The sequence below is a fragment of the Neorhizobium sp. SOG26 genome, from assembly GCF_003491345.1.
GTDB lineage: Bacteria > Pseudomonadota > Alphaproteobacteria > Rhizobiales > Rhizobiaceae > Neorhizobium > Neorhizobium turbinariae.
In genome coordinates this window covers 2,427,330-2,448,146 of record NZ_CP025512.1, presented here as the reverse complement: position 1 = coordinate 2,448,146, position 20,817 = coordinate 2,427,330, and the positions used below count along the sequence as shown (strand labels likewise).

The 20,817-nt window shown below is 63.1% G+C and carries 23 protein-coding genes; 13 read left to right on the top strand and 10 right to left on the bottom strand.

What is annotated here, in order from left to right; genetic code table 11:
- Window positions 1-142 precede the first annotated feature (142 nt).
- The 3 genes from CYG48_RS12125 to CYG48_RS12115 are packed head-to-tail and all read left to right on the top strand — an operon-like array spanning window position 143 to window position 3,890.
- Window positions 143-616, top strand: a complete 474-nt coding sequence (locus CYG48_RS12125; RefSeq protein WP_118850622.1) for a (2Fe-2S)-binding protein — start codon at window positions 143-145, stop codon at window positions 614-616.
- Window positions 616-1,611, top strand: a complete 996-nt coding sequence (locus tag CYG48_RS12120) for an FAD binding domain-containing protein (protein WP_118850621.1) — start codon at window positions 616-618, stop codon at window positions 1,609-1,611. The genes CYG48_RS12125 and CYG48_RS12120 overlap by 1 nt, the downstream gene beginning before the upstream one ends.
- Window positions 1,608-3,890 (top strand): xanthine dehydrogenase family protein molybdopterin-binding subunit, encoded by a 2,283-nt coding sequence (locus CYG48_RS12115; RefSeq protein WP_118850620.1) that lies wholly within the window; start codon window positions 1,608-1,610, stop codon window positions 3,888-3,890. Before CYG48_RS12120 ends, CYG48_RS12115 begins: the two co-directional genes overlap by 4 nt.
- Before the next feature lie 46 nt (window positions 3,891-3,936).
- On the opposite strand, the gene CYG48_RS12110 is transcribed toward CYG48_RS12115, so the two are convergent.
- Window positions 3,937-4,614 carry a sulfite oxidase-like oxidoreductase gene (locus CYG48_RS12110; RefSeq protein ID WP_118850619.1) on the bottom strand — a complete coding sequence of 226 codons (678 nt, stop codon included), beginning with the start codon at window positions 4,612-4,614 and terminating at the stop codon, window positions 3,937-3,939.
- A gap of 72 nt (window positions 4,615-4,686) precedes the next feature.
- On the opposite strand from CYG48_RS12110, the gene CYG48_RS12105 reads away from it, so the two are divergent.
- The 3 genes from CYG48_RS12105 to CYG48_RS12095 are packed head-to-tail and all read left to right on the top strand — an operon-like array spanning window position 4,687 to window position 7,482.
- Window positions 4,687-5,859 carry an aminotransferase gene (locus CYG48_RS12105; RefSeq protein ID WP_118850618.1) on the top strand — a complete coding sequence of 391 codons (1,173 nt, stop codon included), beginning with the start codon at window positions 4,687-4,689 and terminating at the stop codon, window positions 5,857-5,859.
- Between the two features lie 27 nt (window positions 5,860-5,886).
- Window positions 5,887-7,146: a DUF763 domain-containing protein gene (locus CYG48_RS12100; protein WP_118850617.1), complete on the top strand. Its 1,260-nt coding sequence runs from the start codon at window positions 5,887-5,889 to the stop codon at window positions 7,144-7,146.
- 54 nt (window positions 7,147-7,200) lie between these two features.
- Window positions 7,201-7,482 (top strand): hypothetical protein, encoded by a 282-nt coding sequence (locus CYG48_RS12095; protein WP_118850616.1) that lies wholly within the window; start codon window positions 7,201-7,203, stop codon window positions 7,480-7,482.
- A gap of 3 nt (window positions 7,483-7,485) precedes the next feature.
- Here CYG48_RS12095 and CYG48_RS12090 read toward each other — a convergent pair whose 3' ends face one another.
- The 3 genes from CYG48_RS12090 to CYG48_RS12080 all read right to left on the bottom strand — a co-directional run bounded on the left by CYG48_RS12090 (window position 7,486) and on the right by CYG48_RS12080 (window position 11,387).
- Entirely contained in the window at window positions 7,486-8,691 is a 1,206-nt protein-coding gene (locus CYG48_RS12090; protein ID WP_118850615.1) for a pyridoxal phosphate-dependent aminotransferase, read from the bottom strand.
- An 85-nt stretch (window positions 8,692-8,776) separates the two neighbouring features.
- A complete protein-coding gene (locus tag CYG48_RS12085) occupies window positions 8,777-10,009 on the bottom strand; it encodes an MFS transporter (protein WP_118850614.1) in 1,233 nt (410 codons plus the stop codon).
- A 16-nt stretch (window positions 10,010-10,025) separates the two neighbouring features.
- Window positions 10,026-11,387 (bottom strand): LLM class flavin-dependent oxidoreductase, encoded by a 1,362-nt coding sequence (locus tag CYG48_RS12080; RefSeq protein ID WP_118850613.1) that lies wholly within the window; start codon window positions 11,385-11,387, stop codon window positions 10,026-10,028.
- Window positions 11,388-11,481: 94 nt separating this feature from the next.
- Here CYG48_RS12080 and CYG48_RS12075 point away from each other — a divergent pair, with 94 nt between their 5' ends.
- From CYG48_RS12075 to CYG48_RS12055, 5 genes are all read left to right on the top strand, one after another.
- A complete protein-coding gene (locus CYG48_RS12075; protein ID WP_118850612.1) occupies window positions 11,482-12,042 on the top strand; it encodes a helix-turn-helix domain-containing protein in 561 nt (186 codons plus the stop codon).
- A gap of 225 nt (window positions 12,043-12,267) precedes the next feature.
- Window positions 12,268-12,537, top strand: coding sequence for a hypothetical protein (locus tag CYG48_RS12070; RefSeq protein WP_118850611.1), 270 nt, complete (start codon window positions 12,268-12,270; stop codon window positions 12,535-12,537).
- Between the two features lie 48 nt (window positions 12,538-12,585).
- Window positions 12,586-12,792, top strand: coding sequence for a hypothetical protein (locus CYG48_RS12065; protein ID WP_118850610.1), 207 nt, complete (start codon window positions 12,586-12,588; stop codon window positions 12,790-12,792).
- An 18-nt stretch (window positions 12,793-12,810) separates the two neighbouring features.
- Entirely contained in the window at window positions 12,811-13,068 is a 258-nt protein-coding gene (locus CYG48_RS12060) for a hypothetical protein (RefSeq protein WP_445304304.1), read from the top strand.
- 137 nt (window positions 13,069-13,205) lie between these two features.
- The gene (locus CYG48_RS12055; RefSeq protein ID WP_118850609.1) at window positions 13,206-13,910 is read left to right on the top strand and encodes a phosphoribosyltransferase; all 705 of its coding nucleotides are present in this window, start codon (window positions 13,206-13,208) and stop codon (window positions 13,908-13,910) included.
- Here the strand turns inward: CYG48_RS12055 and CYG48_RS12050 are convergent.
- Entirely contained in the window at window positions 13,887-14,663 is a 777-nt protein-coding gene (locus CYG48_RS12050; RefSeq protein ID WP_118850608.1) for an endonuclease/exonuclease/phosphatase family protein, read from the bottom strand. The two genes, CYG48_RS12055 and CYG48_RS12050, sit on opposite strands and share 24 nt — an antisense overlap.
- A 64-nt stretch (window positions 14,664-14,727) precedes the next feature.
- On the opposite strand from CYG48_RS12050, the gene CYG48_RS12045 reads away from it, so the two are divergent.
- Window positions 14,728-15,669, top strand: coding sequence for a lysylphosphatidylglycerol synthase domain-containing protein (locus CYG48_RS12045; RefSeq protein WP_118850607.1), 942 nt, complete (start codon window positions 14,728-14,730; stop codon window positions 15,667-15,669).
- Here CYG48_RS12045 and CYG48_RS12040 read toward each other — a convergent pair.
- Window positions 15,649-17,160: a phospholipase D-like domain-containing protein gene (locus CYG48_RS12040; protein WP_118850606.1), complete on the bottom strand. Its 1,512-nt coding sequence runs from the start codon at window positions 17,158-17,160 to the stop codon at window positions 15,649-15,651. The two genes, CYG48_RS12045 and CYG48_RS12040, sit on opposite strands and share 21 nt — an antisense overlap.
- Window positions 17,161-17,257: 97 nt before the next feature.
- On the bottom strand, window positions 17,258-17,428 hold the full coding sequence (locus CYG48_RS22520) for a hypothetical protein (RefSeq protein WP_199925304.1): 171 nt from the start codon (window positions 17,426-17,428) through the stop codon (window positions 17,258-17,260).
- A gap of 198 nt (window positions 17,429-17,626) precedes the next feature.
- Here CYG48_RS22520 and CYG48_RS12035 point away from each other — a divergent pair, with 198 nt between their 5' ends.
- Window positions 17,627-18,139 (top strand): ferritin-like domain-containing protein, encoded by a 513-nt coding sequence (locus tag CYG48_RS12035; RefSeq protein ID WP_118850605.1) that lies wholly within the window; start codon window positions 17,627-17,629, stop codon window positions 18,137-18,139.
- A 43-nt stretch (window positions 18,140-18,182) separates the two neighbouring features.
- On the opposite strand, the gene CYG48_RS12030 is transcribed toward CYG48_RS12035, so the two are convergent.
- The 3 genes from CYG48_RS12030 to asnB form a co-directional block, all read right to left on the bottom strand.
- Window positions 18,183-18,395, bottom strand: coding sequence for a hypothetical protein (locus CYG48_RS12030; RefSeq protein WP_118851630.1), 213 nt, complete (start codon window positions 18,393-18,395; stop codon window positions 18,183-18,185).
- A gap of 179 nt (window positions 18,396-18,574) precedes the next feature.
- The gene (locus CYG48_RS12025; protein ID WP_118850604.1) at window positions 18,575-18,790 is read right to left on the bottom strand and encodes a hypothetical protein; all 216 of its coding nucleotides are present in this window, start codon (window positions 18,788-18,790) and stop codon (window positions 18,575-18,577) included.
- Between the two features lie 64 nt (window positions 18,791-18,854).
- On the bottom strand, window positions 18,855-20,810 hold the full coding sequence (gene asnB, locus CYG48_RS12020) for an asparagine synthase (glutamine-hydrolyzing) (protein WP_118850603.1): 1,956 nt from the start codon (window positions 20,808-20,810) through the stop codon (window positions 18,855-18,857).
- Between the last annotated feature and the right edge of the window lie 7 nt (window positions 20,811-20,817).

Sequence of the window (20,817 nt, the reverse complement as noted above, 5' to 3'; positions counted from 1 at the left end):
CTTAATCCAGAAGTTTGGGGAATGTCATGCCGAATTCGCGCGGCGCGTCCCACGACCAAGACCGATATAGCGTCCGGCCGAGCCTCGGCCAGCCCTTGTAGACTTTCGATAATCCATACTCGTGACGATAGCAGGAGCTTTCATGACACGAACGATTCATCTCACGCTCGACATCAATGGCCAGCGCCATGAACTGGATGTCGAGCCGCGCGTCACGTTGCTCGACGCGCTCCGCGAACACCTTGGCCTCACCGGTACCAAGAAGGGTTGCGACCAGGGCCAGTGCGGCGCCTGCACCTGCCATGTCGATGGCAAGCGCGTCCTCTCCTGCCTGACGCTCGCCGCCCAGGCTGAAGGGCGGCAGGTGACGACGATCGAGGGGCTTGCCGGTCCGAATGGCGAACTTCATCCGGTGCAGTCCGCTTTCATTGAACATGACGCCTTCCAGTGCGGTTATTGCACGCCCGGCCAGATCATGTCGGCGGTTGCCTGCATCCGGGAAGGCCATGCCGGATCCGACGAAGAGATCCGCGAATACATGTCCGGCAATCTCTGTCGGTGCGGCGCCTATAACAGCATCGTTACGGCGGTGCGCGAAGCGGCGGAGATGGCGTGATGAAAGACTTCTCCTACCTTCGCGCCGCCTCCGCGGAAGAGGCAAGCCGTGCCGCGCAGCAAGCGGGCGCCATGCTGCTCGCCGGCGGGACGACACTTCTCGACCTCGCCAAATGCGGTGTCACCGAGCCGGACACGGTGGTCGATATTACCCGTCTTGCCGGGCTCGATACGATCAATGTCGGCGAGGGCGGCCTGACAATCGGTGCGCTTGCGACCATGAGCGCTGTTGCCGATCATCCTGAGGTCAAGACGCAGTTTCCGGCTATCGCGCAGTCCCTGTCGCTGGCCGCCTCCGCGCAGCTTCGCAACATGGCCACGATCGGCGGAAACCTGCTGCAGCGGACACGCTGCGCCTACTTTCGGGATCCTCAGGCCTTTCCCGCCTGCAACAAGCGTGCGCCGGGCTCCGGCTGTTCGGCCCTGGGTGGGGTGACCCGCAATCACGCCGTCCTCGGGACCAGCGAAAAATGCATCGCGACCTACCCTGGTGATCTTGCGGTCGCACTTGTGGCCTTCGACGCGGTGGTGGATCTCGGTACCCGGCAGGTGCCGGTGGATGACTTCTTCCTGCCTTATGGCGAAGCACCGGAACGGGAAACGCTTCTGCAGCCGGGCGAGATCATTCGCGGCATCACCGTACCGGCTTCGGTTGCGGCACGGCAGTCGGTTTACCTCAAGGTTCGTGACCGCCAGTCTTATGAATTTGCAGCAGCCAGCGCCGCCGTCGGGCTGGAGCTCGAGGCGGACGGTCGGACCGTGAGCGATATCCACGTTGCCTTGGGCGGTGTCGCCACCAAGCCGTGGCGGGCGCTTGCGGTGGAACAGGCTCTCATTGGCAAGGCGCTGGATGCGGATCTCGTGCGCAGCGCGAGCCGGCTCTCCATGGAAGGCGCCGTCAGCCACGGCGATAACGCCTACAAGATCGAGCTTGCGCCGCGCGTCGTTGCGCGCGCCATCCTTCAACTGGCTCCAAGCCTGGGAGACCTCGCATGACCATCATGGCACCTCGAAAATTCGGTGATTCCTCCGACGGCGTCGTGGGCGGACGCCAGACGCGCTTTGAAGGTGATCTCAAGGTCACCGGCGCGGCGAAATACGCGCTTGAACACCCGGTGGAGAATCTGGCCCATGGCGTGCTCGTGCCGAGCACCATCCCCGCGGGCCGGGTCGTCTCCGTCGACATGCAGGCAGCGCTCGCTTCCCCCGGCGTTCTCCTGGTGCTGACGCCGGAGGATGACTTCGGCATGCGTGTCGCAACCGACTGGGGTGGCAATCGCCCGGACGAACCCTATTACCCGCTGTCGCGCGAGGTCCGTTACAATGGCGAGCCGGTCGCGGCCGTGATTGCGGAAAGCCGGGAACAGGCCGTTGCGGCCGCCAAGCTGATCCGGGTGACCTATGAAGAGGCTCCGCATGTGGCGAGCCTGGATGATCCCAATGCCGGTGAAGGAAACCTGCTGGAGCATCTCAGCGCCAGCTGGGGCGATGCGGAAGCGGCCTATGCCGCCGCACCGGTCAAGGTCGAGGCCGAATACAAGACGCCACGGGAATACCATGTGGCGATGGAGCCGCATGGGCTCACTGCAAAGTGGGATGGCGATCAGCTGACCGTCTGGGAGCCGAGCCAGTGGTCGCACGGCATGGCCCGCTCCTATGCCGAATGGTTCGGCCTGCCGTTTGAAAACGTCCACCTGATTTCGCCCTTCATCGGCGGCGGTTTCGGTTCCAAGGGCGCGGCGCTGGCGCATGGTGCCGTTGCCGCATTCGCGGCGCGCAAGCTCGGTCGGCCGGTCAAGTTGGCGCTGACGCGTCCGCAGAACTTCACCGGTTACGGTGGACGCGCGGCAACCCGCCAAACGATCAAGCTCGGCGCAACGCAAGACGGCGTGCTGCAGGCGATCGTACATCGCGGCGCCAGCGAAACCTCGACCTATGGCGTCTGGCCCGAGCAGACGGGCGCGGCGACGCCCATCATGTACAAGGTCGAGAATCTTTCGAGCGAACATCGGGTCGTGCCGGTCAACACGGTGACACCCGGCGCCCTGCGTGGCCCGGGAAAGAACCCGAGCGCGTTTGGCATCGAGACCGCGATGGATGAGCTTGCTGCACAGCTGGGCATGGATCCGCTGGAGCTTCGGCTGAAGAACTATGCCGACCGCGACTACCAGTCAGGCAAGCCATGGTCGACGCGCCGCCTTCGCGAGGCCATGACCGAGGGTGCAGAGGCCTTCGGCTGGTCGAAGCGAAATCACGCGCCGCGCTCGATGAGGGACGGCCGCACACTGATTGGCTGGGGCATGGCCTGCGGCACCTTCCCGGTGATCCAGGCGCCGAGCGAGGCGATGATCCGCATCCTCGGCAATGGCCGGGTCGAAGTTGTGAGCGGTGCGATCGACATGGGCCAGGGCACCTATACGATCCTGGCGCAGACGGCAGCCGAGATCTTCGGCGTGCCTGTCGATCAGGTCGAGGTGCATCTTGGCGATTCCCGCATGCCGGGCTCGGCAATCGCCGGCGGCTCGATGCTCGCCGGTTCGATCCTGGGCGCCGTCCACAAGGCAGCGTCTGCTGCCCGCGACGAACTGATCGGGCTCGCGCTCAGCGAACCCAGTTCGCCGCTACGTGATACCGGCGCCAATACGCTGACCTTCAGCGGTGGACGGGTATCTGTGGGAGGGGAGGGCCCGTCGCTCACCCTGCCGGAACTGATGCAGTCGCTCGGCCGCGATGTCCTCGAAATCCGTCGCAACACATTGCCGGATGGCGCCAGCATGGAAGACCAGCACCAAGCCTGGACCACCATGGCCAAGGTGGAGGGGCCGACCATGGGCGAATACTCCATGCACAGCTGGTGCGCCCACTTTGCCGAGGTCCGGGTGGACGAGGATTTCGGTACGGTGCGCCTGTCGCGCATGGTCTCGGCGTTTGACTGCGGCCGGCTCTACAATCCGCGCATGGTGGAAAGCCAGTGGCGCGGCGGCATCATCATGGGCATCGGTCAGGCGCTTCTGGAAGAGGGACTGGTCGACATGCGCAACGGGCGCACCGTCAACAACAATGTTGCCGACTATCTCGTGCCGACCAATGCCGATGTCCCGGATATACAGGTCATTTCGGTTGGGGTGCCGGACTACAACGCGTCAGCCTTGGGCGGCAAGGGTGTCGGCGAAGTCGGTATCGTCGGCGTTGCCCCGGCGATTGCCAATGCCGTGTTCCACGCCACGGGCAAGCGGGTCCGCGAGCTGCCGGTGACGCTGGAGAAGCTGATCTGAAGCAAATGAGGGGCGCCGCGCGGGGTTGTCCCTCATCCGTCCCTTCTCAATCCTCGTCATAGCGCTGTTCGGCCCACGGGTCGCCGCGCATATGATACCCGTTCTTTTCCCAAAAGCCGGCCTGGTCGCGGCTGAGGAACTCGATCCGCTGAAGCCATTTGGCGCTTTTCCAGAAGTAAAGATGCGGCACCACGAGCCGTACCGGCCCGCCGTGTTCCTCGGTCAGCGGCTGCCCTTCCCATGAATGCACAATGATCGCGTCCGGCGAGGCGAAGTCGGAGAGCAACAGGTTGGTGGTGTAGCCGTCGTAGCTCGTCAACATCACCGCAACCGCCTCGTCCTTCGGGTCGACCGCGTCCAGAAGGTCGTGGGTGGCGACGCCCTTCCAGTTGTTATCGTAGCGCGACCAGGTCGTGACGCAGTGAATGTCGGAGCGCATCTCGCTCTGCGGCAGGGTGTTGAAGGCAGCCCAGTCGAAGGTGATCGGGTTGTTGACGAGCCCGCGCACGTCGAGCTTCCACTGGGTAGTGGGAACGCGCGGCTGCTGGCCAAGATCAAGCACCGGCCAGTTCTTCACCAGGTGCTGGCCGGGTGGCAGGCGGTCCGTTTCAGGCCTCGTGATGCGGCCGGTGAGGAACTTGCCTTGCTCGGCCCATTGGCGCTTCGTGCGCGTGAGCTTTGAGTCCTCCGGCTGCCCATCGTCCAAAGGCGTATCATTCGCCATATCGGTTCTCCTTGCGTATCCCAATAATCTGATCAACAAGGGGGACAAATCAATCGCATCTCCGGAATATCGATGTCCTCCTTCAATCCCCTTGTCGAAAAGCTCTCGCCGCCTCCCGTTCCCGCCGTTGCCGCCTGGGGCAGGGCTTACCGCGGAACCCATGGTCCGCTGATCGACCTTTCACAGGCGGTTCCGGGATATCCGGCCCATCCGGAGATGCTGAGGCTCCTGGGGGAGACAGGATCCTCGACCGGGTTTACCGGCTACGGCGCGATCGAAGGCGAGTTGTCGCTGCGCCAGGCCTATGCCGCGCACCTGTCACAAGTCTATGCCGCTGAGCTTCGGGCGGACAACATCCACATCACCTCGGGCTGCAACCAGGCTTTTGTCTGCGCCGCCATGACGGTGGCGGGTGCCGGTGACACGGTACTGATGACCGAGCCCTTCTACTTCAACCACGAAACCACGCTGGCGATGATGGGCATTCGGACCGCCTTCGTTCCATGCCAGGCTGAACGCGGCTTCCTGCCGGATCTTGCGGCGATCGATGCCGCCATCACGCCTCAGGTTCGCGCTCTCGCGCTTGTCTCGCCCAACAACCCGACCGGCGCCATCTATCCGCCGGACCTGCTTCGCGCGATCTTCGACCTCTGCCGGGAAAAGGGCATCTGGCTGATCCTCGACGAGACCTATCGCGACTTCATGCCGGATGCGGGACGCGCGCCGCATGAACTGTTCTCCATGGCCGGATGGGAAGAGACCCTGATCAGCCTCTACAGCTTCTCGAAATCCTTCTGCATCCCCGGCCATCGATTGGGCGCGATCACCGCGGGCGCCGCGACGGTCGAACAGATCGCCAAGATCATGGATAACCTGCAGATCTGCGCCCCGCGGGCGGCCCAGGCCGCGGTGGCGCAGGCGCTGCCGCTGCTGGCCGATTGGCGGGAAGCGAACCGCCAGGAGATCGGCCGCCGCGCCGAGGCCCTGAAGACGGTCATGCGCTCCGTCAACGATTGGACGCTCGATGCGATCGGCGCCTATTTCGCTTTCGTGCGGCATCCCTTTGCGGGCCATAGCTCCGTGGAAGTGGCGGAGAAGCTTGCGAAGGAAGCCGGGATCGTCTGCATTCCCGGCGTCTATTTCGGCGAAAGACAGCAGGACTATCTGCGGTTCGCCTTCGCCAATGCCGACGCGCCGACCATTGCGCTCCTGCAGGAACGTTTGAAGAACTTTTCGCTGTCGTGAGGACTGCCGCCCGTATATAAGCGGGCGATGGTTCAACGCGCAGGCAGTGCCGATCTTCCCCTTCATGGCGGCCGGGTTCCCCGGTGGCTCGGCGAGCGTATGACCAAGCTCGGCGCGGTCATCACCCAGGCAATCGTCATGGAATATGGGCGTGACGAACTGCTGCGGCGGCTGGCGCATCCCTTCTGGTTCCAGTCCTTCGGCTCCGTCATGGGCATGGACTGGCACTCTTCCGGCATCACCACCAGCGTCATCGGCGCCTTGAAGCGCGGCCTGACGCCGATGGCCGGGGAACTCGGCATCCATGTCTGCGGCGGTCGCGGCAAGAATTCTCGGGCCACCCCGGACGAACTGATCGCCATCGGCAACCGCGTCGGCATCGATGGTTCGGCACTTGCCCAGACAAGCCGGCTGGTCGCCAAGGTCGATAGCGCTGCGGTTCAGGACGGCTTTGACCTTTACCTGCATGGCTTCATCGTCACCGATGATGGCAAATGGGTCGTCGTGCAGCAGGGCATGAATGGCGACAGGCGGCAGGCGCGGCGTTACCACTGGCTGTCGGAAGGCATCACCAGCTTCGTTGACTCGCCGCATGCGGCGATCGAGGGACGCCGGCAGGGCGAGATCGTCAACCTCGCCGACAAACGCGCCGAAGCCTCGCGCAAGGGGCAACTCGATCTCCTGGCGACACTTGGGCCGGACCGCATCGTGCGCGAGGTCATTGCACTTGATCAGGGCCTGAAGGCAAAGGAGACGGCGCAGCCCATGCTGCCGCACCTCATCATGCCGGCGCATCACGATGTCCGCGAGGAAGACGTCAACATGCGGCGGCTGCACGGAACGCTCGCGGCGGCCGCCGATCGCGGGCCGGAAGATTTCGAGCAACTGCTTCTGACGCCGGGCGTCGGCGCCCGCACGGTCAGCGCGCTCGCCATGGTCGCCGAAGTGGTGCATGGTGCACCGTGCCGCTTCTCCGACCCAGCGCGGTTCTCGCTCGCCCACGGCGGCAAGGATCGCGAGCCTTTTCCGGTGCCGATCAGGGTCTATGACGAGACGATCCGGGTGATGAAGTCCGCCGTCTCCAAGGCAAGGCTCGGCCAGCAGGAGCAGATGCAGGCGCTCAGACGTCTTGACGACCAGGCCCGCCAGCTGGAGCGTTACGTAACGGGTCCGGACCTTAAGGAAATCATCGCCGGCGAGTTCCACCGCTCGCATGACTGGGGCGGCCGCAGTGTCTTCGGCTTCGAGCCGCCGCCGGCTGATGACGTGGAGCGCCGCCGCGGCTGAACGGGAACGATGCCGAAGCCCACTGGTTCTCCCCTTGAACCCAAGGAGGATCCGATGGAAGACAAGGACATCAATTCCGGCCCGACGAACTTCGGTGGTCACGAGCCTGACATTGCAAAAAGCTCAGGCACCGGAGAGGTGCCGCATAAGCAGGGCGGCGATCCGACATCGAAAGACCTCAACAAGGCACGCAAGGTCTGGGGTGCCGACGGCACCAGCGACCTGAGCGGGCGCGTCGCCGACGCCGGTGATGGCGGCGGCACACATTCCATGCCTTACGACATCGAGACCGCCTCGGATGCCGTGAACCGGCAGACCAAGCCGCGAGACGCGTAACGCTTAGCGAACGTGCAGCGGTGCTTCGGCGTTGCGGGTCGCGATACGGCCCGCAAGCTCGCCGACCCGAGCCATCGCCGTTGCCAGCACATCGTCCGGCACGGTCAGCGAAATGCGCAGGAAGCCGGCCGCCTGGTCACCGAAGGATGTGCCGGGCATGACCGCCACCTTCTCCTCGCGCAGCAGTTCCCAGGCAAACTCCTCGCCATTGAGGCCGGTCGCGGTGACATCGAGAAGGATGAACATGCCACCTTCCGGCGGCATCGGCTTCACCAGATTGCTGCCGGTGAAGGCCTTCTCGACGATCGCCGCGCGACGGCGGTAGTTTTCCCGCATCACGTCCGCCGTATCGAACTGTTCGGACAGCGCCAACGCCGTCATGTCGGCGATGAAGGGCTGCACGCCGAACAGCATGGTCTCGGAAACCGGCAACAGCTTCTCGCAGAATTCCTCCGGACCGGCGGCCCAGCCGCTGCGGAAACCCGGTGCGGCATGCGACTTGGAGATGGAGGAAACGACGATCGTGCGTTCCGCCAGTTCCGGCATGTCGAAAGGTGATGCGAAGGGGATGCCTTCGAAGATCAGCTGCTCGTAGACCTCGTCGCAAACGATCCACAGGTCGTGCTTGCGGCAAATCTCGCCGATTGCGGCAATCTCTGACGCCGTCAGCACGGCCCCTGTCGGGTTATGCGGCGTGTTGAGCAGCAGCACGCGGGCTTCGGGCGTGATTGCCCGCTCCAGGTCTTCGGCCTGCAGGTGGAACTTCTTTTCCGGCCGCAGCGGCACGGGGGTCATGTGCGCGCCGGTCGAGGCGATGACGCCCTCGTAGGTCGCGTATAACGGATCGCCCACCAGCACACCGTCGCCGGCTTCCACCAGCCCGGTCATCACGCCATAAAGAGCCGTCTGGGTGCCGGGAAAGCACAGGAAGTTGCGCTCGGTGACGCCTGGCCGGCGCGTCGAATATTTATCGACCAGCGCCTGCAGCACCGGTGGCTCGCCACGGCCGTTGGAATAACGTGTGCGCCCGGCATACATGGCGCGCGCTGCCTCATCGAGCAGCGCCTTGTCGGGGGCAACATCCGGCTCGCCGATTGTCAGCTCGATGATGTCATCGCCCGCCGCCTTCATGCGCCGTGCAGTCAGGTGAAGCGCCCATCGGCCGGAGCCGAGATGGGCAAGACGGTCGGTGATCGAGGCATAGCGCATGATGGTTCCTTCGGCTCAAATCACCGCAGGCTCTAGCAAATGCTAATGCGCGGAGCAAACCCAAGGGCAAACGGGTAAGAACCGATCAGCGCTTGCCGCCGGCGAGCCGTCTGGCTTCCGGCCTCGTCCTCAAAAGCAGCATGGAGGCGGCGCCAAATGCCGGGCCGATCGCCAGCACCGCGAAAGTCCATCGCCAGCCGCCGAAGAGTGATGCCAGGTGCGGCAGCGCCCAGATCATCAGGATGGTGAGCGCAAAGCCCATGCCCATCTGCAGTGACAGCGCCGTGCCGATATAGCTGCGGTCGGCAAGCTCGGTAACGGCGGCGGAAAACTGGGCGGAATCGCCGATGATCGAAACGCCCCAGGTGATCACCACCAGCGCCAGCAGCCAGAATGGACCATCGAAGACAAAGCCGATCAGCAAAGCGCAAGTGCCGGAAACGATCATCATGCCAGCCGTGGTGGCGGTGCGGCCGAAACGGTCGGACAGGATGCCGCCGGCAAAACAGCCGAACACACCGGCGGCGACGGCAATAAAGGTGAGCAGCGATGCCTGCGCGCTGAGGCCCGTGCCGTCGGTGTCGAGGGCTGCTGTCAGGTAAGCCAGCAGCCACGCCCACATCGCATAAAGCTCCCACATGTGGCCAAGGTACCCGCCGTTGACGAGCAGGAGGTCGCGGTCCTTCAGCACCCGGCCGATCTGGCGCGGATCAAACACCGCCTTGCCGAATGGATAGGGGCCTTCGCGCGTCCACAGGAGGAAGACAAGCGAGCTTGCCAGTGCAGCCATGCTCGACAGCAGCAGTACATGTCGCCAATCGACCAGCGATGACATGCCACGGAAGAGATGCGGCAGCGAGGATCCCGCAGTAATCGCGCCAATCACGCCGGCGAGTGCCAACCCGCGGCCGGAAATGAACCAGGTCGAGACGAGCTTCAGCGCCGGCGGGTATACACCGGCAAGGGCGAAGCCGGTGAGGACGCGGAAGAAGATGGAGCCCGCGGGGCCGGGCTCCAGCAGCATCGCGGCATTGGACAGCGCTGCCAGCAGGCCGGAGCCCGCCATCAGACGGTTCATGCGCACGAGGTCGGGCAGGTTGAAAAAACTCGCCGCGAGCGCGCCGATCACAAAACCAATCTGCACGCCGTTGGTCAGCCATGCCGCCTGGGCTTCGCTCAGCGACCATGCCCGGATCAGTTCCGGCGCGACGGCATTGGCGGAAAACCACGTTGAAAAAGACAGCACGACCGCGCCGCACAACACCGCCAGCATCCGCCAGCGGTATGGGGCAGGGGCGTCTTGTGCGGTCGCCGTCATGTCTCGCACCACCGAGTCATCTCGCGGTCCGATATTTCGCCGCAACGTGCCGGTCTGCCAGCCGTGGCGTGCCAAACAGCTTCTCGCGCAAGGTCCCGTCGCTGTAGGCGGTCTTGTAGAGCCCGCGCTCCTGCAGGATCGGGATCACCAGTTCGATGATGTCGTCGAAACATTCCGGCACCACGGTGCGCGACAGGTTGAAGCCGTCGACGCCGGCCTCATCCATCCACGCGGCCAGATTGTCGGCGATCTGTTCTGCAGAGCCGACCATCGGCGCCTGGCGGCTGCCGAGCACCATCTGCTCCAGGAGCTTGCGCTTTGTCCATTGTGGTCCGGCGGTGCGGGTCATCGCCTCGACATTCGAGACGATCGCGGAACTCTTGCCGGTCTCGACCGGCTCGTCGAGATCGTATTTGGAAAAATCAATACCGAGCGAGGCCGCCGCATGCACGAGCGCGCCTTCGGAACTTGCAAAGGCGCGATAATCCTCGAATTTTTCGCGCGCTTCCTTTTCGGTTCGGCCGGTAACGATCGTCGCGCCGACGAAGACCTGAAGATCGTCCTCGTTGCGGCCGTAGGTTACGGCGCGGCTGCGGATATCGTCGACGATCGCCTTCACCCCCTCGACCTTCTGGCCGTTGACGAAAACACATTCGGCATGGGTGGCGGCGAACTGGCGCCCGCGGGTCGATGAACCGGCTTGGTAGAGCACCGGGGTGCGCTGCGGCGAGGGGGCGCATAGATGCATCGCGTCCAGCCGGTACTGCTTCCCCTCATGGTGGATCTTGTGGACCTTGGCCGCGTCCGCATAAATCCGGTTGGCGCGGTCGAAGAGCACCGCGTCATCTTCCCAGCTGCCTTCCCACAGCCGATACATGATCTCCATATATTCGTCGGCGAGGTCGTATCGGTCGTCGTGGGCAGCAATGCCGTCCAGCCCTATCGCCTTGGCGGCGCTGTCGAGATAACCGGTGACGATGTTCCAGCCGATCCGGCCGCCGGTGAGGTGGTCGAGGGTGGACATGCGCCGCGCAAACAGGAAGGGCGGCTCGTAGGTGAGGTTGACGGTGATGCCGAAAGCAAGGTGCTGCGTCACCGCGGCCATTGCCGGCACGATCATCATCGGATCATTGACCGGCAGTTGCACCGCGCCCCGAATCGCTGCGTCGGCGCTGCCGCCATAGACATCGTTGACGCCCACAACATCGGCCAGGAAGATCCCGTCGAACAGCCCGGCCTCAAGTTTTCTCGCATAGTCGGTCCAGTAATGAAGCTCCGCATAACGATGCGACTGGTCGCGCGGATGCGCCCAAAGGCCTTGCTGAATATGGCCGACCGTGTTCATGTCGAAGGCGTTGAACCGGATTTCGCGTGCCATGCTGTTCCCTTGATCCTTGCCGTTGAAGATACGGGCTGTCTCTTATATGACTACGTCGTCCACTATATAAGACGATCAATGGAAGGCAAGCAGGATGTCAGCTGATCCGGACCCAGTTCATGCCATCGCCGCCCGGCTGAAGCTGGAGCGGGAACAGCGCGGCTGGTCGCTGGCGGAGCTCGGAGAGCGGTCCGGCGTCTCGAAGGCGATGATCAGCAAGATCGAGCGGATGGAGGCGAGCCCGACGGCCACCGTGCTTGGCCGCCTGTCTGGAGCGTTCGGGCTGCCGCTGTCCGTGCTGCTGGCGCTGGCGGAACGGCAGGAGCAACGCCTCAGCTTCTCTGCCGAGCAGCCCATCTGGACCGACCCGGAGACTGGTTATACACGCCGCGCGGTCTCGCCTCCCAACGCGCTGGTCGAGCTTCTCGAGGTGGTCCTGCCGCCGGGCGTGCGGGTGCCTTATCCGGCAGCCGCCTTCGCCTTCCAGCAACAGCAGATTTGGGTTCTGGATGGGAAACTCGATTTCCAGGAGGGTCCGACGCTTCATCACCTGGGGCAGGGCGATTGCCTGATGCTCGGCCCGCCGGCCGACTGCGTGTTCTTCAATCCGACGCCAGAAGCCACCCGTTATCTCATCGCGCTGACGCGCAGATGATCGATAAAAGAACGGCGCTTCCCGGGCAGGGAAGCGCCAGTTGGGGAGGGTACTTATGACGCTGTCGTACGTATGGAGGTCACGCGTGCGACACGGCTTGAACACGAGTTCGTGAGTTTTGTTCCAAGGAAACTTGGCAGATTTGCGTCAAAGGCGCCGCGTAAATCGCGGAACATAAGCATGGTGTTCCGGTTCTGCTTTCACACGAGGAAAGGAGAACCGGCCATGAGCAAGGCAGTCGAAACCACCGATCACAAGCAGATTCGCCAATGGATTGAAGAACGTGGCGGCCATCCGGCTCGCGTCAAGGGCGCCGGTGAAGGTGGCCTTTTACGCGTCGATTTCGGCAAGCCGGAAGACTCGCTGGAAGAAATCGAATGGGACGACTTCTTCTCGATCTTTGACGAAAACAAGCTGGCATTCCTTTTCCAGGAAGAGACCGAAGCCGGCAAGACGAGCCGCTTCAACAAATTCGTGTCCCGCACGAAGCACTGAGGCCGCGCGTCACCTCGCGCGACAGAACCAGAGCCAAGGAGGACCATGATGTCCACGTCCAAGCACTTCAAGACGCACACGCCGAGCGATGCCGACCTGCGCAATGACCCCGGCATCGGCCAGTCGAAGGGCCTAAACCGCTTTACCGGAGATGAAGCGATCGCAGGCGAAAACACCGAGGAAGGTGATGTCGCAAACGACACCCATCGCTTCGGTGGCGTTGATCCTGACCAGCGCGGCCGCGCCAACAAATAAGCCAAAGGAGGTTTTTCAATGCAAGTCGACAAGAACCTGCAGGGCACCAAGACCCACCAGCAACAGCGCGCGATCCTTGAAAAGCAGATCAACACGGCCAATGCCGGCAAGGATTTCGATGCTGAAACTGATCTGAAGCGCAGCGACGAGGCGCGTGACGCCTTCCGTCGCGGCGACAACCTCGACATGCGTGCCGCAGACGTTTCGATGAACGACGATCCATCGATCATTCGCGGGCACAACCAGGAAAGCGAACACAACAAGGGTCGCGGCTAAGCCGGTGGATCCGAAACGAGGGCCGGGTGTGGAACCCGGTCTTCCTCCCAAAGGTTGACGAACCCGCCCCGGGTGTCGACGTTGCAGGTCTGATTTCGATGACCGAATGACATGACCGGCGGGTCTGGGAGGATGACATGCTTGCGCAACGCTCTACTTTTTCCAACCGAGCAGATGCCGGACGGCAGCTCGCAGAAGCGCTTCTGGCCAGCGACCTCCGTGACCCGGTGGTGGTGGCCCTGCCGCGTGGCGGCGTGCCCGTGGGCTTCGAGATCGCGCAGCGGCTTGCCGCGCCGCTGCATGTCCTGATCGTCCGAAAGATTGGTGCGCCGGGGCATCCTGAAATCGGCATCGGCGCCGTCGTCCATGGGCGCGAGCCGCATGTGGTGGTGAGCGAGGAAGCCGCGCGGCAATTCCAGCTACCACCGGGCTATATCGCGGCTGAACGCGACCGCCAGCTTGCGGAGATCGACCGCCGCCGCCGGATGTATCTCGGCGAGGATGCCGACAAGACGCCGGATCATGCTGGACGCCCGATCGTGCTTGTCGATGATGGCGTCGCGAACGGCGTGTCGATACGCGCCGCCATTGCACGGCTCAGGGAGATCGGCGTATCCAGCATCCATGTCGCCGTACCGGTTGCGCCCGCCGCTGTTGTTGAACTGCTTAGCCAGGAGGTGGAACAGGTGACGTGCCTTGCCACACCGGAGCGGCTTGATGGCGTCAGCCTCTTCTACGACGACTTCGACCAGGTCGATGACCAGGAGGTGATCCGGCTTCTGAAGCTGGCGCGCGAGGATATGGCGCGTCGTGCCCGGTCAGACGTCCACCGTGGCGAGTAGGGGCAGGTGGTCTGAGGCGAGGCGCGCCAGCGGTGTCGAGACGGCAGTCGTTTCAACCGCTTCCACTCCGTCCGAGACAAATATGTGGTCGATCTTCATGAACGGAAAGCGCGAGGGATAGGTGGCGGCATTGCGGCCATTCGTCTTTCGTTGCACGTCGGTAAGCTGGCGGGCAATCGCCTTGTAGGTGGCGGTGATCGGCGGGGAATTGAAGTCGCCGATCAGAATGCGCGGCTTGCCAGCCGCATCCGGATGGTTGATCCAGGAAGGCCCGAGCAGTTCGCCGATCTGGTTCAGCCGATCGGCGCCCCGCAAGCCTAGGTGTGTGTTGAACACCTGCAGCTTCTTGTCGCCAACATCCACCTCGACCCATAACGCGCCGCGTTGCTCGCCGGTGGAGCGCAGGTCGCCCGCCTTGATAAGACGGGCGGGAAACGCGGTCAGGATCGCGTCTCCATAATGCTCCTCCTGCACCCGCAGTGCCGGGTGAAAGTGGAACTCCATCTTGAGGAGCGAAGCGATCGTGTGCGCCTGGTCGACGCCCGCCGTGCGCATGCGGCCGACGTCCAGTTCCTGCAGGCCGATGATGTCCGGGTTCACCTCGGCAATGACTTCCGCGATGCGTTCCGGATCAAGCTTCCGGTCGGTGCCGATGCAGCTATGCACGTTGTAGCTCAGCACCTTCAGGCGCGTTCTTGCGGCAAGCGGTGGCGATGCGGGCGGGGTATTTGCGGCTGCAACGGGCTTATTCATAGCGCAGGGAACCCGTTTGGCGGCTTTTCGTTCCGCTCTTGGAACTTTGTGCAAGAGAGGGGCCATGATCACCAGACACCACATCCTGAAGGTCTTTGTTGGCGTCGTGATCTGCCTGGCCGCCTTGCTCATCTATCGCAGCCTTGGCCGCTATACCCTTGATGAGATCGAGGAATCGGTGATGTCGATTTCCCGATGGCGCCTGCTCTCTGCCTTCGGCTTCGTCGTGCTGTCCTATCTCTGCCTGACCGGTTTCGACACGCTTGCGGCGCGGTATGTCGGAAAGTCGCTGGCCTATCGGCAGACGGCGCTTGCCTCCTTCACCGCCTTGTCGATCGGCCATAACCTCGGCTTTGCGGCGCTGAGCAGCGGCGCCGTCCGTTATCGCTTTTACTCGCGTTGGGGTCTGAGCGGCGAACAGATCGCCAAGATCATCCTGTTCTGTGGCGTCACGGTCGGGCTCGGCCTGCTGACGCTCGCGGGCCTCGCGCTCATCCTGCAGCCAAGCGCGAAGGAAAACCTGCTTGGCCTCGATCTCGTCGGCCGCATCGCAGCCGGGCTCGTCTGCCTTGCCGGTCCAGCCGTTTACCTGCTGGTCTGCGCCACTATCCGCCGTCCGCTGCGGCTGTGGAAATGGCGATTCGAGCCGCCGAGACTGACAATTGCGCTCGGACAGATCGGCATTGGTACGCTCAACTTCGCCTGCGTGGCGGCTTGCATCCACCAGCTTCTCGCCGGTTTCACCAGTGCCAGCTACATGGATGTCGCGACCGCTTATGTAACCGCCAACATCGCGGCGCTGGTCAGCCATGTTCCCGGCGGGCTTGGCGTGCTGGAAGCGACGATGCTCAACATCTTGCCGACGACGGCTGCCATCGGCGCGCTGGTTGCGTTTCGTGTGCTTTATTTCTTTATCCCGCTGCTTGTCGGCATCCCGACGCTGATTGCCAGCGAGGCCTACCATCGTCATCGCGGCGGCCGTTATTCACAGCAGACGGTGATGTGACAGCCGGTGGAAGAGCCGGCCGAACAGACGTCGCGCACCCGAACGGATCTCGGGAATCGGCCAGAACGGCTGCTTCGGATCCATGATTCCCGTTCCCGGCAGCGAGCTGACCTCACCCTTATGGGCATCGACATCAAAGGCGCGCAGGCCACGCGGCTTGACGTTCAGCTGATCCACGGCGGCGATCATCGAACCGGTTTCGCGGATGATCCTGTCTACCTCGGCCGGATCGGCATCGAGATGCTCCGCCAGCAGATCGCTGCGCAGCGCCACGATCGCCTCGCGCCCGTTCGGGTCTGTGGTCTCGACCGCAAGGTCGGCCTCCGTGTCCAGCCCTTCCGATCGGTTGTTCAGGTTCGAGGAACCGACGCGGACGAAACGGTCGTCAACGATGATCAGCTTCGAATGCACGATGATCTCGCGGTCGTTGCCGGTTTCGTCCGGCACGGTCGCGTAGAAGATGCGCAGGCGGTTGTAGCGGTCGGCGCGCATGAGGCGGCGGATCAGCCGGGTGCGGTTGTTGCCCATCATCAGCTTTTCCAGGAAGCCGTGCGACTCCCGGGTGACGATCACCACCACTTCCGGCCCGGTCGCCTTCTTGAGTTGGCGCGCCAACGTGTGGGCAACGCCAAAGGAGGCAAGATACTGGGTCTCGATGTAAAGATGACGGCGGGCCGCTTTCAGCGCATCATGCGTCAGGCGGATCGCCTCCCGATGGCCGCGGCGACCCTTCCATTTCCAGGGTTCGGTCAGCGCCAGTCCTGCCCTGCAGTTCAAAAGCGCAGGCGGGAGATCTTCAGGCCATGGCGCAGCATTTGCGGATGTCTCTACCGGCTGCACCGGCTCCTTGGTCGCTTTCTTCCACCGCCGCCGGGTCACGTCGCCGATCAGCTTGGCGATGTCGCCGGTCACGATGGTCTGCATGTCATGCACCGGGCCGTAGCAGGTGCCGTCGGGAGAGCAGCGGGTGGGATTAACGACAGCATGCGAACGGTCGTCCCACCGTCGGGCGGTCAGGTCGATGCCGCCAAGGAAGGCGGTGCGATCGTCGATCGCCACGATTTTCTGGTGATGGCTCGCCCGCAGGGGATGTTCGAAATCAAACTCCAGCCGGATGCGCGGATGGTCGCTCCACTCCATCTTGCCGAACATCTTGAGGCTCTTGCCGGAATAAACCGGACCCATGCCCCAGACGAGGATGCGCACTTCCAGCCCCGGCTTTTCCTCGACAAGGCTGCGAAGAAGCATGCCGAGCGTTTCGCTGCCTTCTTCCTTCGGCCTCAGGCGGATGCCGGGATTGAAGTCCCAGCCGACGATGAAGATCGAACGTTCGGCCTGCCGCAGCACCTGGTCTAGCCGGCGGAAATATTCATCACCGTCGATCAGGAAGGCGACCTTTTCGGCCTTTGCGCTTCCGAATGCATTTCGCCCGGGCCGAATGATCGGCTCCGGTTGCCCATCCTGGACCTTAGAATTTGTCGTAAACTGCACCTACGCCACCTCGCCACGAAATGGCCGGTCAACGCATCAATTTTGCAAATTGTTCCAAGCGCGGGCATGGCTGCCCTGCAGCGTGCTCCGTTTCCTCTCAGGCCGCCGGTGGCGTGTAGACCGGCGGGTTGGGGTTTTCGTCCGGGTTCGGGATCGGATCCTCATCCGGCAGCCGATCGGGCTCCGGCTCGTTGATCGGTGGATCCGGTGTCCAGATCGGTGGCGGCATCGTCGGAACTTCGCCCGGTTCCTGAGGATCTGGTATCATCGCAAAACTCCTCGGTGTTCTACAAACCGCCGCGCGGCACCCTATGTTCCTGGGGCGAGGCGCACTGGCATCATGGAGGGTCAATCCCGCGCCGCATGCGTTGGTTCCCTCACACTTGGGAGGAACCCTGCGTGCGGGTTTGGGGTTGAAGTGGCGCCTGAACTGTCCGCTCCTGCGGATGAAGATGAGGAGAGGCGCATGACACATGCCCGAGACAATTTCCTGGCTTGGCTTCGCGCAGCCCATGCCATGGAGGAGCAGGCAATCACCATGCTGACGGACCAGGCGCGTCGCATCGAAAGCTATCCGGACCTGAAGGAGCGCATCCTGCGGCACCTGGAAGAAACGCGCGGCCATGAACAGGCCATCAAGGAACTGATCGAGACATTTTCCGCCTCAAGCGGCGTGCTGGTGCTGAAGGAAGTTGCCGCCAAGCTCGCGGCCAAGACGCGCAATGTCGGCAGCATGCTCACCAATGACGAGGTGGTCCGTGGCGCCGTTGCCAGCTACGCCTTCGAACATCTGGAGATCGGGCATTATCGCATGCTGATCGCCGCCGCCGACGAACTCGATGAACAGGCGGCCAAGGTGATCCTCGAGCGCATTCTTGCGGAAGAGATTGCCATGGCCGACTGGCTCGCGGCCAATCTCGACGCCACCACGCGCATCTTCCTGATGCGCGACGAGCGCGACCTGATGGCCAAGCGGTAAGGGATCGCCAGCCGTAGGAACAAACGCGCGGCTGGCGGTATGGTTATCTTGAAGTCGGGCCCGAGCCCAAACGGGAATGCAGGCATTGCTCATCGCGCACGCCCTGCTGGTAAAGTTCGATAATACGGGCGGCGAGATCATCTTCGTCGAGGCTGTCGCCTGCGATCCCGCGGGATGCGCGGGCATCCTTGAACAGGCGCTGCAGGAACGCCAGTTCGCTCGGCTCGAAAGTATTTGTTGAAGCTGTCGGATACATCGTTTCTGCCCCCATAACGAGGCGAAAGCGCTTGTCGTCTTCCAGTCGCCGTTGTGCCGTGAAAGTTCCGGCGATGGGCTAAGCCTACGCCTTCCCCACCTCAATGCAAGCGGGGAAGGCCTGATAACGCTGCTACCGGGGCTCCGAACGCCCGCATCTCACCTAGTCGTGAAGATCTGCTACGACTTCAGCTGGTTTGCCTCGTTGTCGTGGAACTGTTCGTTCTGGATCGTCTTGCTGTCCAGCCCGCGTTCCTGCGAGTGCTGCGCCTTGTCACGGTTCGACAGGACCATGTTTTCCGGCACAAGGTCCTTGTCGATGTCGGTCATGGCACCGGTACCATCACCCTTGCCCTGGTTGCCGGCACCCATGTTCTTCGAGCTTGCGTTCGCCACGACTTATCTCCTTGTTTCTTCAACATGGACCCAACAAGCAGGATGGCGTTTTGATCCTTGTTAATTAGCCAACCGCGGTGGATGGGGCGGATTGTATCGCTTGCGGACGCTGAAAGGCGAAAGCCTCCAGCCACAGTTGGGTGGAGAGAATGCCGACGAAGGCAGCGTTGTCGCGGAAGCCGGAGACCGTCTGGCTGCGGCACTTGGCGTGCAATCTTGCGACGGCACGCGCATCGAAGAGTCCGCCGGCTGAAATGGCCTGTTCGCTCAACAGGTGGGCAACATAGGCACGCTCGCCATTGCCGACGAAGGAACGGCTGTCGGGTGCCCGATACGGCTGCTTCGCCCGACTGCTGATCGACTGGGGCAGTACGTCCCTCGCGACCTGTCGCAGGATGTGCTTTTCCTTCAATCCATTCAGCTTGGTGTGCGGCGACAGGGCGTTTGCGAACTCCACCAGTCGGTGGTCAAGGAAAGGGAAGCGCCCTTCAACGCCATGCGCCATGGCCACGCGGTCGCCCTGGCTCGACAGGATATAGCCCGGCAGCAGGAAGCGCGCTTCGAGACATTGCGCCTGATGCAGCGGGTGCCAGCGGCGGAAATTGGCTGGCAGGCGAGCGGCAAGGTCTTCCGCCGCATCATAACCTTTGAGAGTGGCGCGCAGGTCATCGGAATAGAAGATCTTGGTGGCGGAAGTCGATTTGAACCGTGGCCGGTGGGAAAACAGCGGGTCATCCTGACCATCTCCACCCACCCCGAAGAAAGCCGATAGATACTCCGCGGACTGTTGTTTCAGGCCCGGCAGATAAGGATAGAGCTTGCGAAACAGATGCGGCCTGATCTTCGAACCTGGCTGGCGGCCGCAGAACCGGCGGATCTGCGCCTCGCGGAAGATATCGTAGCCGGCGAAAATTTCATCGGCGCCCTCGCCGGTCAGCACCACCTTCATGCCATTGGATTTTACCAGCCCAGCCAGCCGGTAGAGAGGAGCAGGTGCCGTGCGCAGCACCGGCCGCTCGGCCGCGCGGATCACGGCGCCGAAGTTTTCGGCAATGTCGTCGGGGCCGCAGGCAACGGCATGGTGACGGGTGCCGAGCGCCCGCGCCACCTCCCTTTGGAAGGCACTTTCATCGTGTTCGGCGCTGTCGAAGGTGACTGAGAAAGTATTGAGCCCCGTCGGCGCCATGGGCGCCGCGAGCGCCGTGATCAGCGACGAGTCGAGCCCGCCGGACAGGTAGGCGCCAACCGGCACGTCGGCCCGCATCCGGATTCGCACGGCATCGGTGAGGAGCGCCCTCAGCTCTTCTTCTTTAGGCTTGGGATCATAGGCGTGGCCGGCATCCGGATAATCGAGCGTCCAATAGGAGCGAAGCTCGATGCGCTTGCCCTCGCAGATCATCAACTGGCCGGGCTCCAGCTCAAAAATGTTCCTGAAGGCAGTGCGCGGCGCGATCGGCGCCCAGAGGGTGAAGGTCTGGTCGAGCGCGATGGGATCCAGTTCCGCCTCGACGCCTGGTACCGCCAGCAGCGCCTTCACCTCCGAGCCGAAATAAAGAACACCAGCGTGTTGTGTATAGAACAGCGGCCGCACGCCCATCCGGTCACGCGCCAGGATCAGCCGACGCGCCAGCCCGTCCCAGATGGCAAAGGCAAAATCGCCGTTGAGCCGCTGCAGGCAGGCTTCGCCATAGGTCGCGTAAAGCTGCAGCAGCACTTCGGTATCGCTGCCCGTCCTAAAGACGACGCCACGCGACTTCAGCTCCTCGCGAAGCTCCACGTAGTTGAATATCTCGCCGTTGAAGGCGGTCGTGAAACGGCCACTCGGATCCGTCATCGGCTGGTGCCCGTCGGACAGCCCGACGATCGACAAGCGTACATGCGAAAGGCCGACACCCGGAGCGGTGAAGGTGCCGCGACCGTCGGGGCCGCGGTGGGCAATGGCATGCCCCATGGCAGAAAGGAGCGCTTCCGACCGCTCCGTGCCCCATGTCTCCCCTACGAAGCCTGCGAAACCACACATGTCGTCC